At 65.6% G+C, this 13,728-nt stretch carries 10 protein-coding genes; 3 read left to right on the forward strand and 7 right to left on the reverse strand.

Annotated features, from left to right (window positions below; translation table 11 throughout):
• The first annotated feature begins 16 nt into the window (after positions 1-16).
• Both APH35_RS09880 and APH35_RS09885 read left to right on the forward strand, forming a co-directional pair.
• A complete protein-coding gene (locus APH35_RS09880; RefSeq protein ID WP_012272954.1) occupies positions 17-2,593 on the forward strand; it encodes a TonB-dependent receptor in 2,577 nt (858 codons plus the stop codon).
• 27 nt (positions 2,594-2,620) lie between these two features.
• Positions 2,621-3,709, forward strand: coding sequence for an LLM class flavin-dependent oxidoreductase (locus APH35_RS09885; RefSeq protein ID WP_012272955.1), 1,089 nt, complete (start codon positions 2,621-2,623; stop codon positions 3,707-3,709).
• Between the two features lie 132 nt (positions 3,710-3,841).
• Here the strand turns inward: APH35_RS09885 and APH35_RS09890 are convergent, their stop codons facing one another.
• The 7 genes from APH35_RS09890 to APH35_RS09920 form a co-directional block, all read right to left on the reverse strand.
• On the reverse strand, positions 3,842-5,626 hold the full coding sequence (locus APH35_RS09890; protein ID WP_060514710.1) for a dipeptide ABC transporter ATP-binding protein: 1,785 nt from the start codon (positions 5,624-5,626) through the stop codon (positions 3,842-3,844).
• The gene (locus tag APH35_RS09895; RefSeq protein WP_060514711.1) at positions 5,623-6,450 is read right to left on the reverse strand and encodes an ABC transporter permease; all 828 of its coding nucleotides are present in this window, start codon (positions 6,448-6,450) and stop codon (positions 5,623-5,625) included. The genes APH35_RS09890 and APH35_RS09895 overlap by 4 nt, the downstream gene beginning before the upstream one ends.
• Positions 6,443-7,519: an ABC transporter permease gene (locus APH35_RS09900; protein ID WP_060514712.1), complete on the reverse strand. Its 1,077-nt coding sequence runs from the start codon at positions 7,517-7,519 to the stop codon at positions 6,443-6,445. The genes APH35_RS09895 and APH35_RS09900 overlap by 8 nt, the downstream gene beginning before the upstream one ends.
• Positions 7,512-9,086: an ABC transporter substrate-binding protein gene (locus tag APH35_RS09905; protein ID WP_060514713.1), complete on the reverse strand. Its 1,575-nt coding sequence runs from the start codon at positions 9,084-9,086 to the stop codon at positions 7,512-7,514. The genes APH35_RS09900 and APH35_RS09905 overlap by 8 nt, the downstream gene beginning before the upstream one ends.
• A gap of 10 nt (positions 9,087-9,096) precedes the next feature.
• Entirely contained in the window at positions 9,097-10,284 is a 1,188-nt protein-coding gene (locus APH35_RS09910; RefSeq protein WP_060514714.1) for an LLM class flavin-dependent oxidoreductase, read from the reverse strand.
• A gap of 73 nt (positions 10,285-10,357) precedes the next feature.
• Complete coding sequence (locus APH35_RS09915; RefSeq protein WP_012272961.1) at positions 10,358-11,089, reverse strand: class II aldolase/adducin family protein; 732 nt, start codon at positions 11,087-11,089, stop codon at positions 10,358-10,360.
• A gap of 18 nt (positions 11,090-11,107) precedes the next feature.
• Entirely contained in the window at positions 11,108-12,169 is a 1,062-nt protein-coding gene (locus tag APH35_RS09920) for an ABC transporter substrate-binding protein (protein WP_012272962.1), read from the reverse strand.
• 290 nt (positions 12,170-12,459) lie between these two features.
• On the opposite strand from APH35_RS09920, the gene APH35_RS09925 reads away from it, so the two are divergent.
• Positions 12,460-13,692 carry an acyl-CoA dehydrogenase family protein gene (locus tag APH35_RS09925; RefSeq protein ID WP_012272963.1) on the forward strand — a complete coding sequence of 411 codons (1,233 nt, stop codon included), beginning with the start codon at positions 12,460-12,462 and terminating at the stop codon, positions 13,690-13,692.
• Positions 13,693-13,728 lie beyond the last annotated feature (36 nt).

Genomic DNA, 13,728 nt, shown 5'->3' on the forward strand with positions numbered 1-13,728 from the left:
GAACGAGGCCCAGCCAATGCCCCGCGTTACCTTGCTGCACCCAAAATTCCAGCCTAGCGCCCTGGCGCTGGCCATCCTGGCCACCAGCACACCCATGGCCTTCGCCGAAGACACCCAACTGCAAACCGTCACCGTGCAGGCCGAACAAACCGACGACGACGCCCTGCCCACCCGTCCGCCCGCTTCGATCTATGGCGGCCTGGAAGCCAAGGTGCTGGACACCCCGCGCTCAGTCACCCAGATCAACGCCGAACAACTGGCCAACGACCCGATCCGCAGCTCCGACGACCTGGTCAAATACGCCCCCGGCATCACCCGCGGCGGTGGCCAGAACGCCGGTATCGCCCCGCAGATGCGCGGGCAGAACACCGAGGTGTTCCAGGACGGCCAGCGCGCCTACGGTGTACGTCACCCGGCCAATTTCAACGCCTACGAAGGCGCCGACATCGTCGCCGGCCCATCGTCGGTCACCTACGGCTCGGTCAGCGGCAGTGGCGGCTACGTCAATTACCTGAGCAAGAAGCCCGATTTCAACCGCTTTCGTACCAAGCTCAGCGGCGAGATCGGCAGCTGGATCCCCGATGGCGAGTCCCGCGATGCCACCAAGTTCAGCATCGACAACACCGGCCCGCTGAGCGACAACCTGGCCTACCGGGTAAGCATTACCCGCCAGCGTCAGGAAGACTTCTACGACAACGTCGAGAACAACTTCGACGCTTTCTACGGCGCCCTCGCCTGGCGCAATGACAACCTGCGGGTGGACTGGAACGCCGCCTACGACGACTACTACGACTACAACATCACCCACGGCTGGAACCGCGCCAGCCAGGGCCTGGTCGACCACGGCAAGTACTACGCCGGCCGCGCCACGCCGATCATTCAGAATGGCAATACCTTGTGGTCGCCGGTGCTGTCCTCTGGCGCCGCCGATGCCCAAGTCCTCGGTTGGGTACAACGCCAGCGCAATGCCCAGGGCCAGTACGCGGTGGTCAACGGCAGTTTCCAGGGCGCCTCGCCCAACACCCAGGCCAACCCCGGCAGCCTGCGTGGTTGGGTCTACGACCCCTCGCTTGCAGGTAACGGCCTGACTTCGCTGTCATCGCAGACCGGCCAGCGCGCGCAAGACGAAAACCGCTCGCGGCGCTTCACCACGCAACTGCGCGTCGAAGGCGACCTGACCTCGTCGATCACCCTGGCCAACAGCACCTTCTACCAACACTCCACCGACACCACCGACGCCGTGGGCGCGTTCCAGGTGCAGGGCAAGGACGACATCTTCGACAACCGCTTCGAGTTCCGCGCGCGCGGCCAGTGGCAGTTGGGCGACCTGACCCTGATCGACGACAGCAACACCGGGCTGATCTATCGGCGCGAGCGCAACGAGTCAATCGCCGCCAACAACAGCTTCGGCAGTACCATCAACGCCTATGACCTGACCCTCGACCCGACCTTGAAGAACCCCGGCGACCTGCTCGGCCTGAGCGGCCGCAACCCAGCTGGCGGCAACGCTGCCTGGATCGGCCAACCCGGTGTGCCGCAATTCTCCAGCTATTACGGCTGGCTCAACCTGCCCGCCATGTACCCGGCAGGGCACGGCCTGTATGCCGAATCGGTGGCGCCGTACACCGCAGACAGCACCTGGACCACCAAGACCCTGTTCAGCCAGCACAACCTGCGCCTGGGCGAGCGTGTAGGCCTGAACGTCGGCGCCAGCCGCAGCTGGATAGACGCACGCATCGAAAACCCATTCGTGCTGCCCGGCGGCAACCCGCGCAAGGACGCGAACAACTACCGGTTGTTTTCGGTGCAGGTCAGCCCCTATTTCAAACCCACGGACAACAGCACACTGTATTACACCTTCGATCGCTCGCTGGCGGTGAACACCGGCTTCTTCACCAACGGCCTGGGCTGGGGCAGTGGCAGCGGGGCCAACCAGCTCAACCCGCTGGCCTTCGAGAGCCTGAGCGTGTTGCATGAGGTGGGCTTGAAGGTGGAGGCAGTGCCCGACCAGCTGTTCCTGACCCTGGCGGCCTACCGGCAAGCCCGCGACCAGTCGCCGGATAGCAACAACAACATTGCCCGGCTGATCGTCAAAGGCTGGGAAGCAACCCTGCGCTACCAGGACCAGCACCTGCGCGGCGGCCTCAACCTCAGCCGCATCAGTGCCTACAACGAGTTCACCAGCCAAGCGGGGTTTGCCTCGGCGGGGTTCATCCCCGACAACGGCACCGTATTCGGCGACAACAACAGCCTCAACCAGCGCCCGTCCGGCAAGTTCGATGCCGTGCAGATCCCCGAATACAACGCCGGCGGCTATGTCGACTACCGCTTCGATTCGGGGTTTGGCGTCGAGCTTTCCGGCTGGTGGACCAGCAGTTGGTACCTGAACCTGAGCAAGACGGTGAAAGTGCCGGACGAATACAACCTCGACCTTGCCGTGTACTACCGCCAGCCCCAGTGGGGCGTAACGGTGCGCATGCTCAACGTCACCGACGAGCTGAATTTCGTCAGTGGCCTGGCAGGTTCCACCAACACTTTCCTGCAACCGATGCCGGGCCGCACGCTGCTGGCCCAGGTCGATTACCAGTTCTGATCACCCTCAACCTGAAAGGCCTCAGCCATGTCCATTGAATTCGTCGGCATGATCTTCCCCCGCCAGTGGTCCGAGACCCGTGGCGTGCGCACAGCGGACTTCGACCTGCCGTTCATTCGTCACCACGCCCGCGCCCATGAGCATGCCGGGTTCGACCGGGTGCTGATCGCCAGCGGCCCAGGCAGCGCCGACAGCCTGCAGATTGCCGCCTATGCGGCCGCGCACACCGAACGCCTGGGTTTCATGATCGCCCACCGCCCGGCCCTGACAGCGCCAACGGTGGCCGCACGGGCATTCGCCACCCTGGACCATACCACCGGCGGCGGGCGCATCCGCCTGCACGCAATTACCGGTATTACCGCCGAGCCGCAAGAAGGTGACACCCTGCTGGACAAGACCGAGCGCTACCGGCGTGCCGACGAGTACCTCGAGATTGTCCGCCGCACCTGGACCGCCGAGGAACCGTTCGACTTCGAGGGCCGCTACTTCAACATCAAAGGTGCTTTTTCACCGGTCAAACCGTTGCAGCAGCCGCATATCCCGATTTCCTTCGGTGGCTCGTCCGATATCGCCTACCAGATCGCCGTCAAGCATGCGGATTTGTATGCCCTGTGGGGTGAGCCGCTGAGCGGTGTTGCCGAGCAGATCGGCAAACTCAAGGCGGCCGCGGCCGCCGCAGGCGTAGCCGCACCCAGGGTTAGTCTGTCGGTGCGGCTGATTTTGGCTGCCACCGAAGAACAGGCCTGGCAGCGCGCCGAACAGATCCTCGCGCAGATCAAAGCCAACCCGCAGTTTGCGGCAGACAGCCCGTGGCAGAAGCGCATCAAAGGCACCGGTTCCGAGCGCCTGCTCGCTGCCGCCGCCCGCGCCGACCGGCATGATCGGGCGTTGTGGATGCCGACGGCGACCGCAGTGGGTGCCTATGGCGATACCACTGCGCTGGTGGGCACGCCGGAAACGGTGGCCCAGGCGTTGCTCGATTATGTCGACCTAGGGGTGACCACTTTTCTCAACCGCGGTTATGACCCGCTGTATGACACGGTGGATTACGGGCGCTGGGTGATTCCGGCGGTGCGCGAGGAAGTGCGGCGGCGGCAGGCGCGGTTTGTGGGGTGAGGATGGGGTGTATGGGTTGGGGTTGCGTGTTGGCTTCTGGGTTCATGGCTTGGGGTATGCAGCACCTGTGAGATCGAGCGCCGCCCGCGCGGCGCTCGATCTCACAGGCACCAAACACCCCAAGCCATGAACCTAGAAGCCAACACGCAACCGAGGCGAATGCTCCACCAGCGTCCGGGTATACGCATCAACCGGCCTCCCAAGCACCTGCTCGGCACTCCCCTGCTCCACCACCCGCCCCTGTCGCAACACCAGCACCCGGTCGGCAATCGCCCGCACCACCCCAAGGTCATGGGTGACGAACAACAAGGTCAGCCCCTCCCCCTGCAAACGCTGTAGCAAGGCCAGAATCGACGCCTGCACCGACACATCCAGCGCCGAGGTAATCTCGTCACAAACCAGCAGCCTTGGCTCGCAGATCAACGCTCGGGCAATCGCCACACGTTGCCGTTCACCACCAGACAAGCTATGCGGGTACAAATCCGCCACCCGAGCCGGCAACGACACCCGTTCCAACACCGCCTCGACCCGACGCCGCGCCTCACCACCACGCACACCGAAAAAGTGCGCCAACGGCGCGCTGAGCGTTTGCCCGACCGTCTGCCTTGGGTTCAAGGCCCGATAAGGATTCTGGAACACATACTGAATCTGGTGACGCAAACGGGCATCACGCTCGCGTGCGGCAAACGCCAAAGGCTCGCCGGCGTAACGCATTTGCCCCTGAACGTTCTCGCCCAGCCCGGCAATGGCCCTGGCCAGGCTGGTCTTGCCCGAACCCGATTCGCCCACCAGCGCCAGGCACTCCCCTTGCCCCACACGCAATGAAACATCGAACAGCACCTGGCGATCGTAAGCGACATCCAGCTCCCGAACCTCTAGCAACACGGCTTCGTTCGGCACCGATTCAACCTCGACAGCCGCCCCCGCAAGGGGCAGCGGTTCTTGGTGCGGCACCAGGCAGGCGACCTGATGCTTGCCGTCGAGCGTCAGCAACGACTGTTCGATCACCGAACACTCGGCACGATGCCGGTCGCAGCGCGGCGCAAACGCACAGCCATGCGGGCGCTGCCCGGGTGCCGGCGCATGCCCGGCAATCGCCTGCAGCGGCTGACGCCGGGCAACGTCGGGGATAGCCGCGAGCAAGGCACGGGTGTAAGGGTGCGCAGGGTTGCAGAACAGCGCCTCGCGCCCGGCCACCTCCACCAGCCGCCCGGCGTACATCACCATGACCCGGTCCACCAGCTCACGCACCACGGCCAGGTCGTGGGTGACGTAAAGCGCCGCCACACCGTGTTCACGGCACAGGCGCTTGAGGGTCTGCAACACATGGGCCTGGGTGGTGACGTCCAGTGCGGTAGTAGGCTCGTCGAGCACGATCAACCGGGGCCGCAGGACGAACGCCAGCGCCAGCATCACCCGCTGTTGCTGCCCGCCAGACAGTTGGTGCGGGAAGCGCCGCAGGAAGGCGTCGTCATCGGGCAGGCCCACCTCCACCAGGGTTTCGCCGATGCGCTGACGCACAGCGTCGCGCGACAGCTTGGGCTGGTGCGCCAGCAGCGTTTCACGCAGCAAGGCCCCCAGGCGCAACGCCGGGTTCAGCGCCGTGGCTGGGTCCTGGGCCACGTAGCCGACCAGCCCGCCACGGGCCAGGCGCAAGGCTTCGCCTTCGAGTGCCAGCACCGACTGCCCTGCCACCACCACCTGCCCGCCAACAATGCGCGCGCCCTGCCGGGCATGCTGCAACAATGCCGTGGCCAAGGTGGTCTTGCCTGAGCCGGACTCGCCGACCAGGCCGACAATCTCCCCTGCCGCCAGGCTGAAGGAAACCTCGGCCAACACCTCGACCTGCCCAGCCAGTTCCACCCGCAGCTCGCTGACTTGCAACACGTCGCTGTCGACCTTCAAAGGCGCATTCATGACTGTTTCTCCCCGACCCGTGCGCTGACCCGGCCAATGCCCTCGGCGAGGATATTGGTGCCATAGGCAAACACGCCGATCAGTAACGCCGGAGCCAGCACGGCCCACGGCTGCACCAGCAAGCCGGCCTGGTTTTCATTGATCATCAGCCCCCAGTCGGCAGCAGGCGGTGCCACCCCGTAGCCCAGAAAACTCAAGCCCGACAGCATGCCCACCGCCCAGGTCAGCATGTTGCCGAAGTGCACCAGCAGGGGCGTAAGAATATTCGGCAGGATTTCCTGAAAGAGGATGCGCCAACGCGGGTAACCCATCATCTGCGCAGCCTCGACAAACTCCTGCCCGGCTACCGCCACCGCGCTGCCGCGCGCCAGGCGGATGACGCCTGGGGTGAAGGCAATGGCTACGGTCAACACGATCAGCCACGGCGCCCTGCCGAGCATGGACACGATCAGCAGCACCAGGATCAGGTCGGGAAACGCCAGCGACACATCCGCCGCCCAACTGATCGCCTGGTCCAGGCGCCGGTGCGAGAACCCGGCCAGCAAGCCCAGGCTGCCACCGACCAGTAATGCCAAGGTGGCTGCGGCAACCGACATCCACAGTACCGATAACCCGCCACTGAGCAGCCTCGATAACAGGTCATGGCCAAGAAAATCATGCCCCAGCGGCGCTCCGGCGGCCGGCGGGCCGTACACCGGCCCCACCATCGCCGTATGAGCATGCGGCGCCAGCCAGGGGCCGAACGCGGCCAACAGCGCCACCAACAAGGTGATCACGGCGCCACGCCGTACCTGCGGGTCGGCCAGCCAACGGGATTCAGTCATGGGTCGCCTCCTGGGCAGGGGTGCTGCGCGCGCGTCGCCACCACGGGCGGATACCGCGGCGGATACGGCGGATCATCCGCACCCGGCGCGCGGTACGCAGCTTGGGGGTAAGCAATACGGTCAACAGATCGGCCAGCAGGTTGATCAGCACCACCGCCAGGGTGATGACCAGCACCATGCCCTGGATCATCGGCAGGTCGCGCATCTGGATCGCTGCGTTCAACGCCGTACCTATACCTGGGTAACTGAAGATCACCTCTGCCAGCAGGGCGCCGCCGACCAGCGTGCGCAGGGTCAGCGCCACGCCCTGGATCGCCGGGGTCAGGGCATTGGGCAACGTGTGCCGCCAGACGATGCGCCGCTCGGGGATGCCGCGCAGACGGGCGGCGATCACGTACTCGGACTCCAGCGCCTCGATCATCGAGGCACGCACCATGCGCGTCAGATACGGCAGTGCCGACAGGCTCAGGGCCACTACCGGCAGCACCAACGATTGCCATTGCCGCCACAACGGCAACTGCGGGTCAAGGATCGACACCGCCGGCAGCCAGCCCATGCCCGGCATGGAAAACACCAGCACCAGGCCGATGGCCAGCAAAAAGCCCGGCGTGGCCTTGAGCAGAATCAACGCCGACAACCCCCAGCGGTCCAGCCGGCTATCGCGGCGCAGGGCCAGGCTCACGCCCAGCAGCAGCGCCATCGGCACCACCAGCGCCAGCACCCCGGCCAACAAGGCCAGGGTATGGCCCAACCGGCCAAACAGCAGCTGCGCCACGGGTACCTGGGAGTCCAGCGAAATGCCCAGATCGCCGCCCAATGCGGCGCCCAGCCAGCGCAGGTACTGCACCAGGATCGGCTGGTCGAGGCCCAGTTGGCGTTGCAGGGTGAGGATACTGTCCAGCGGCGCATCCGGGCCAAGAATCACCCGCGCCGGGTCCGAGGGCAGCGCCTGGGTGGCGACGAACACCACCAGGGTGATCACCCACGCGGTGAGCAGGCCATAGCCCAGTCGGCCGATGAACCAGGCCAGCCATGCCGGTGTGCGGGGCGTGTGTCGTGTATCAGGCATTGGGGTTCAACCAGAGTTCGTCAAAACGCCAGGAGGCGAAGGTGGTCTGTTCCGGGGTGAGCCCGCCCACCTTGGCCGACGCGGCATCGAGCACGTCGGAAAAGCCCCAGACCAGCAACCCACCACGTTCGTGCTGGATGGTTTGGGCTTCATGCACCAAGGCCTTGCGCAATGCCAAGTCAGGCTGGGCCAGGGCTTGCTGGAACAGGTCGGTAAAGCGCGGGTCGTGGAAATTGCTGCGGTTGTAGATGGCCTGCGGTGCATCGTTGTGCAACGCCGATGCGAGAAAGCCGCGGGCCGGAGTCGAGCCCGGCGACAGCTGCCATTGCTCACGCTGCGGGCCATTGAAGACGGACCCATCCACCTGATTGACCTTCACCTGCACCCCGGCTTTCAAAGCCTGCTGAGCGAACACCAGCGCGGCGTTGACACCGGCCCCCGGCGTGGTTGTCAGTTCGACACGCAAATCGCTCTGCCCGGCCTGACGCAGCAGCGAACGGGCCTGGTCCAGGTCGTAGGGGCGCTGGGCGATGGCATGGTTGAAGGTGGGGTCATGGGGCGAATACAGGTCATTGGCCACCCGCCCAAAACCATTCAGGCCACGCGCCACCAACTCCTGGCGGTCGGCCAGCAGGCGGAACGCCTGGCGCACCCGCACATCCTGAAACGGCGCCTTGGCCATGTTCAGGTTGAAGCCGGTGAACGAGGTGGTCGGCGAGGCATACAGCCGCAGCCGTGGGTCGGCCTTGAGCAACGCACTGTGCTCGGCCTGCACACCACTGGCCACGTCGATCTGCCCGGCACGCAGCGCTGCGGCCCGCGAGACCTGGTCCTTGAATTCGATGATTTCCAGCTCATCCGCATAGGGACGGTTGGGCTTGTAGTAGTTTTCGAAGCGGGTGTAGAGCGAGCGCTGGCCGGGGATGAAGCTTTTCAGCCGGTACGGGCCGGCACCGACCGGGTTGGTCACCGGGTGGTAGTCAGTGGGCACGATGCCGCCGAAGCTGATCAAGGTTTCGTCCAGGGGGTAGAAGCTTTGCCCCTGCTTGAAGCGAATTTCGAGGGTGCGCGCGTCCAGCTTGCGCAAAGCCTGCCGATCGATGGCGCCGACCAGCCCGGCAAATGGCGAGGCCAGTTGCGGGTCGGTCAGGCGCAGGATCGAGAACAGCATGTCATCGGCGGTGATACTTTTGCCGTGGTGAAATTCCAGCCCAGGCTTCAGCCGGATGGTCCAGGCACTGGCATCGGCGTTCGGCTCGGCGAACTCGGCCAGTGCCAGGCGCGTGCTGACATCGGCATTCCATTCCCAGCACTTGGCGTACAACGCCCAGCCGCGGATGATGCCGCCACCCACCGGTTTGTGCGCATCGAGGTTACCGGCCTGGTCACCGTCGATAATGCCCACCCGCAGTCGCCCGCCACGCACCGGCGTGCCCGTCGGCACCGCGCTGGCGGCTGCTGGCGCGCCGCTGTCGCAGCCGCTGAGCAACCCGCCGCCAAGCAGCAGGCTGCCGCCAACGGCCAGGCTGTTGCCGAGAAACACCCGGCGCGAAAACAGCTCGCTCATCACCCTCTCCTTACGCCGGTTGTGCCACGGGCGGCTTGCCGGCCGCAGCCAGGCGCGGCACCTCGAAGCCATGGTCCAGGTCCAGCAGCGGGAACAGCAGGTCAGCCACCCGGTGCGCTTCATCGATCAGCGGGAAACCCGAGAGGATGAATGCCGACGTGCCCTGGGCCTCGTACTCACGAATGCGCTCGGCGACCTGCTCGGCGCTGCCAACCAGGTAGGTGCCGGCGGCCGGGCCGAGGATGTTGAAGCCAAACAGGCTGGGGCCTAGCCAGACATTGGGGTAGATCTCCAGTTCGCGGGCCGTGGGCAGGCGCCCGGCGCGGATGCTGTCGAGGTTGCGCTGAATGCGCGGGTCGTCGCTGACGTAGCTGTCGAAGGTTTGCCCCGGCGGCAGCTGGCGCTCGATGGCAGCACGCGCGGTGGCCAGCGAGGTGCGCTGCAACAGGCGCTCGGCGTGGGCCCAGGCTTCTTCTTCGGTCTCGCGCACGATCACCTGCAGGCGGGTGCCGTAGGTCAGCTCACGGCCGATCTTCGCCGCCTCGGCCGCCACCCGGCGAAACTTGTCGCCGAGCTTTTGCGGGGTGTCGGCGAAGCTCAGGTAGACATCGAGCAGTTGCACCGAATGGGCCACGCCCGGCGCCGACGTACCAGCGCCCCACAGCGGGATGCCAGGCGTTTGCTTCGGTGGGTGCCAGCCGCCCAGCGGGTGATCGGCGGCGGCTGGCGAACGGGGTGAAAGCTTGACGTAACGGCCGTCGTAACCCGCGGTGTCTCCGGCGTAGAAACGTTGGAAGGCGCGCCAATACTCCAGACTGAAGTCGTAGCGCTCATCGTGCGGATAATGCACGCCCAAGGTGGCCAGGCCAGCGTCGTTGCCGTTGACCACGTTGAACAGCAGACGGCCGTTGGAAAACTGGTCGAAGGTGAGTGCCCATTTGGCCAACACTGCTGGCGACAGCTCGCCGGGGTGCTGGGCGACCAGGAAGCGCAGGCGATGGGTGGCGTCGATCAGCGCTGCCGACACAGCCAGGCTTTCGTTGGGGCTGGAGCCGAGCAGCGAGCCATAGTAGCCCAGGCGGTCAGCGGCGATGGCCAACTGCTTGAGGTGCTCGAAATCGGTGTGCCAGCGGCCTTCGGGCTCCCAGGGATAGGGGCCGTCGGGGGTGGTGAGGTACCAGAGGATCTTTACTGCCATGGGGTGAGTCCTTGTTTCAGGTAAGAGCGGCCTTGTGTCGCGACAGGGGCGCGCAGCGCCCCCAGCGATCTGCTCAGCTACGTCGATCGATGCCAGGCACCAAGCCCAGCTCGGTAGCGCGCTCATACAACCCGCTCATCTTCCACTGCTGGGTCAGCACCCCCGGCCCATAAGGCCGCGACCCACCCAAGGCGTCCGCCAACAGCTGAATCTGCGCGCCCTCCTCCAGCAACAGGATGAACTCCGCCGTGGCCCGCAACCCCTGCTTGCCCCACACCGTGGCGCCGCCGTTGGCTTCCAGGATCGCCAGGTTGAACGGGTTCTCGGCGATCTTGTCGAGAATGAAGTCCACCTCGGCCTGGCGCCGGTCGATGTACACCGGCAGCTCGCGGGCCAGTTGGTAGCGCTGCACCGGCACATAATGGAACGGCAAGGTACGGTGGGTCTGGGCCCAGGCGCCGAGGTACGGGCTGTGCACGTGTGACACGGTGGTGATGTCGGCGTGGGTCTGGAACAGCTTGGTGTAACGGCCCAGGCCACCTTTGCCCTTGCCGACGATGACGTTGCCGGAAAAGTCGGTCACCGTGGCCTGCAGTGGCTTGTGGTGGTTCCACGGGCCGCCGTAGTTGACCGCTACCAGCAGTTCTTCACCGGGCACCCGCTCGATAAAGCCGACCGTGCCATTGGCTGTGATGGTGTTGGTTTCGCGAAAGACGCTGAAGGCCGCTTGCGCTTCGGCCACCACCTGGTCGATGAAGGTTTGCAGTTCGGCAGTGATGGGGCGTTCGTTGATCAGTACGGTCATGTTCAATCTCCGGTCAGGTCAGGCGCGGCGCTGGGCCAGCAGTTCATGGGCAGCTTGCAGGGGCCGCGGGTCGACCCAGTCGGCGATGGCGAAGTCGGCTTCGAGGAAGCCGTGCAGGTAGAGGAAGTCTTTTTGTGTGCCAAGGAAGGCCAGGCGCTGCTCGGACAGGTCTGGCGCCAGGGTGGTGTGGAAATCGCCACGGTAGGCGTCAGCCACGCCTTGGCTGCCAGCGCGGGTTTCTTCTTCGAGGATGCGATTGAGCGCGGCACGGTTGCCGGCTGCCCATTCGGCAGCACGCAAGGTCTGAGCAAGGAAGCGCACCACCAGGTCAAAATGGTTGTCGAGCAGGCGCTGGTGCACGGTGATCGGGCGCGGTGTGCCGTTGTTGATGCGGTGGCGTGGGTCGGGCAGCAGGTCGAGGTCGACGCCGACCACCAGGCCCAACCGGCGTGCCGCATCAGCCGCTGCCGCGCCCTTCACGTACACCGCATCGACGTCACCGCGCGCCAGGTACTCCAGCCCCGACCACAGCCGTTGCAGGCCCAACTGCGGGGTGGCGGCGTCGGCCTGGTCAAGCAGAGCCACTTCCACCAACTGCACGTCATCCAGGTGCAGGCCAGCCGAAGCCAGGGCGCCTTTGTAGCCGTGCAGGCTCATGGCCCGAGCGATGCTGCCGGGGCGGCTGTCGCCCCAGGCCGGCAGGGCCAGGCGTTTGCCGCGCAGGTCGGCGGCGCTGCGAATACCGGAGTCTGGGCGGACCAGAATGGTTTGCCATTCCTCGATCCAGGTCAGGCCGATCAGCCGGCTGGGCGAGCCTGCAGCGCGCGCCGCCAACGCCGGTACGTTGCCGCCTTCGCGCAGCAGCCCAGGCAGCTGGTGATCGTAATGGTGATGGCCCAGCTGGCGGGCCTCCTGCAAGGTCGAGACCGGCAGGCCGTCGGGGGCGAACTCTTGTTCCAGCCAGCCGAGCTTGTAGGCGATGCCAGAGGCGGTAGGCACGGGGCAGCGGGTGAACCAGATGCGCTCCAGGGCGGACGGGTCGTCCGCCAGGCGTTTTGCGGTGGGGGTTGCGAGGGTCATGGGGAGGCTCCTTGGGCGTCGTGCAAGCACCATTGCAGTGTGCGTGCCAACCGCTAGAAGCCTTGATTTACGCGGGGCTGGCTGTTGTGACAGGGCGCATGGTGCTGGATTGGGAGCAAGATTGCGGGTGGGGTGCTGCCAGATCAGCAAGGCGGCTGCTGCTGGGGCAGCAAAAAGTTGTAGAGACCGCGCAGGATGGGGCTTGAAGAGGGGGTGGCAAAGATATTGCTCAAGGGCTTGGGACCGCGCCAAGGCGCACTGGCCCCTTCAGACCTACCCGAGACCTCTTCATGAGCGCCATAGAACCCTCCCCCGCCCGCCGCCTCACCAGCGAAGCTCAAGCCATCGAAGCCGCCCGCCAGGTTGCTGCACAAATCGCCGAGCTGGCCGCCGACCCGCGCAACAACGGCCAGCTCCCCCACCGCCAAGCCGAGCTGTTATCCAGCAGCGGCCTGACCGCCATCGCCGTGCCGGCCGAATTCGGCGGCCTGGGTGCCTCGGTGCAGACCGTGGTCGAAACCGTGCGCCTGGTTTCCACCGCCGACGGCGGCGTCGGCCAACTGCTGCAGATTCACAACGTGATGCTGCGTGGCATCTTCACCGGCTACCCGGATGAAGTACGCGACCGGCTGATTGCCGACGTGCTGGCTGGCAAGCGCTTCGGCAATGCCCTGGCCGAAATCGGCGGCAAGAACAAGTTCGCCCTCAAGACCCGCGTCGAGCGCCGCGCCGACGGCCAGTGGGTACTCAACGGCAGCAAGTTCTACTCCACCGGCTCCTACCTGGCCGAGTGGATCTCGCTGACTGCCGCCAGCGAAGACGGCGGCGTCGGTGTGCTGCTGCACCGCGACACCCCCGGCTTGACCCTGGTCGATGACTGGCAGGCCTTCGGGCAGCAAAACTCGGTGAGCGGCACGGTGAAGTTCGACGATATCGTGCTCGACGAACGCTACCTGACCCGCCGCAGCGGGCCGATGAAACGCACCGGTCTGACCTTCCCGCAGATCCTCCACGCGGCCATCGACACCGGCATCGCCGCAGGCGCATTGCAGGCGGCGGTCGAGTACCTGCGCGAACATGCCCGCGCCTGGGTGGAAAGCGGCGTCGAGCGCGCCAGTGACGAGCCGCATGTGATTCGCCAGGTCGGCGAGTATGCCGTGGCGCTACGCGGCGCCGAGTCGGTGCTGCGCGAAGCGGCGCGGGTGTTCGACGAACACGAGCGCGATCCGCAGAACAAGGCGTTGCAGGATGAGCTGATCTTGTCGGTGGCTACCGCCCGTGCGCATTCCGATGCGGCGTCGCTGAAAATTTCCAGCGACCTGTTCTCGCTGCTGGGGGCCAGCGCTTCGCTCAGCAAGTGGAACCTCGACCGCTTCTGGCGCAATGCCCGGGTGCACACCACCCACGACCCGATCCGCTGGCGCCTGCACAACGTCGGCAACTACTACCTGAACGGGGCGGATCCCGGGGAGTACACGGCTGTGCTCAATGCCAAGGAGAACCAGGGCGCTACACGCCGCTGAAATGGGGTTTGGGCGGGGGGCGCTTTGCGCCCCTAT

The sequence above is a fragment of the Pseudomonas sp. NBRC 111132 genome, assembly GCF_001320565.1.
Taxonomy (GTDB): Bacteria; Pseudomonadota; Gammaproteobacteria; order Pseudomonadales; family Pseudomonadaceae; genus Aquipseudomonas; species Aquipseudomonas putida_P.

What these genes read in the sequence shown, in the direction of transcription:
- APH35_RS09880 (WP_012272954.1), top strand. Translation starts at nt 17, where the DNA reads ATGCCCCGCGTTACCTTGCTGCACCCAAAATTCCAGCCTAGCGCCCTG.
- APH35_RS09885 (WP_012272955.1), top strand. Translation starts at nt 2,621, where the DNA reads ATGTCCATTGAATTCGTCGGCATGATCTTCCCCCGCCAGTGGTCCGAG.
- APH35_RS09890 (WP_060514710.1), bottom strand. Translation starts at nt 5,626, where the DNA reads ATGAATGCGCCTTTGAAGGTCGACAGCGACGTGTTGCAAGTCAGCGAG.
- APH35_RS09895 (WP_060514711.1), bottom strand. Translation starts at nt 6,450, where the DNA reads ATGACTGAATCCCGTTGGCTGGCCGACCCGCAGGTACGGCGTGGCGCC.
- APH35_RS09900 (WP_060514712.1), bottom strand. Translation starts at nt 7,519, where the DNA reads ATGCCTGATACACGACACACGCCCCGCACACCGGCATGGCTGGCCTGG.
- APH35_RS09905 (WP_060514713.1), bottom strand. Translation starts at nt 9,086, where the DNA reads ATGAGCGAGCTGTTTTCGCGCCGGGTGTTTCTCGGCAACAGCCTGGCC.
- APH35_RS09910 (WP_060514714.1), bottom strand. Translation starts at nt 10,284, where the DNA reads ATGGCAGTAAAGATCCTCTGGTACCTCACCACCCCCGACGGCCCCTAT.
- APH35_RS09915 (WP_012272961.1), bottom strand. Translation starts at nt 11,089, where the DNA reads ATGACCGTACTGATCAACGAACGCCCCATCACTGCCGAACTGCAAACC.
- APH35_RS09920 (WP_012272962.1), bottom strand. Translation starts at nt 12,169, where the DNA reads ATGACCCTCGCAACCCCCACCGCAAAACGCCTGGCGGACGACCCGTCC.
- APH35_RS09925 (WP_012272963.1), top strand. Translation starts at nt 12,460, where the DNA reads ATGAGCGCCATAGAACCCTCCCCCGCCCGCCGCCTCACCAGCGAAGCT.